The sequence below is a fragment of the Mesorhizobium sp. M0768 genome, assembly GCF_040320195.1.
In the GTDB taxonomy this organism is placed as follows: Bacteria; Pseudomonadota; Alphaproteobacteria; order Rhizobiales; family Rhizobiaceae; genus Mesorhizobium.
On record NZ_JAMYPD010000100.1, the window covers coordinates 1 to 1,036 of the forward strand.

2 pseudogenes are annotated in these 1,036 nt (G+C 61.2%); both read right to left on the minus strand.

The annotated features are described in order from the left end of the window. Positions 1 to 438: 438 nt before the first annotated feature. Positions 439 to 798: pseudogene (locus tag NKI08_RS34475) on the minus strand (M81 family metallopeptidase); the annotation flags it as partial. After that, positions 755 to 892: pseudogene (locus NKI08_RS34480) on the minus strand (M81 family metallopeptidase); the annotation flags it as partial. The pseudogenes NKI08_RS34480 and NKI08_RS34475, both read right to left, overlap by 44 nt. Positions 893 to 1,036: the final 144 nt, after the last annotated feature.

Here is a 1,036-nt window from a genome sequence, read left to right on the forward strand (position 1 = left end):
AGGTCTGGCGCATGGAAATGGCTGGGCTGATCATCCTCGATGGCGGTTGGATGAAGAGCTGGCCGCTATCTCCCTCCGCCGCGACGGATGGAGAAAGGGCCCATGTCGGCCCTATCGCGTTCGGTAACATTCCTCGGTGAGGCAATAGGGGGGGTCAGTTTCTCAATTCGCTTGACAGCTCGAGGACGGTCTCTTCGAGCGCTTTGGCATCGAGGAGGTCTACGCACTCCACAACATGCCAGGAATGGACGTCGGCACCTTCGCCCTGTCGAGCGGCGTCATGCTCGCCGCGTCCAACCAAAGGCCCGCCCCGGAGCTTTCATCTTCATGGGCAAACGGCATAACCGCCTCCCTTCACCATCCCGAATACGACTTCAACGATGACGCCCAACCAATTGGCATCGCCTTATGGGTCAGGTGACTGCGCGCGAGGGCAAGCCCCTCTTTCGCGGCGAGAGGGGCACCCCCGAACGCTGCCCGCATCTCCCAGATCCAGTCGCTCAGTTCCCTTGCCGCGCATTCGGCCGTCGCGTTGGCAGCGATGACGATACGAAGCAGGGAGGCGCCACTATGGTCATTCTCGGCATAGGAAAAGCCGTGGATGAACGTCGCGTCGAGAATGCCGGCGTCGGTCTCCAGCCTGTGCAGCGTTTCCACGATTCCACGCCCTCCCGTTGTCGGTCCGAGTGAGGGCATCAGGAGGGGCAGGGGGAAATAGAGCGTGCGGGTGGCGCGCGCCCCTGCAGCAGGCGGATCAACGGCTCCATCGCCCTCTGGCCGCAGCTGACATGTCAGTATGCGGGTATTCCTTGATCGCGCAGAGGACATCCGCAACCTCTACCATTCTAGGCGAGACATTGGCTTGCAGATCCAGCGAGCAGGCGATCGGGCTATCGGTCGCGTCCCTACAGGTGGTGTAGCTCGGCGGTAGCGAAGCCGCTCGCTCGCTTGTATGGGCTAATCTTTGTCAAGGTGATCTTTCAGTCGTTCCGTCCTCCTTGTTCAGCCGTGTGCGCCCATTTGTTCCTGCTTTGGC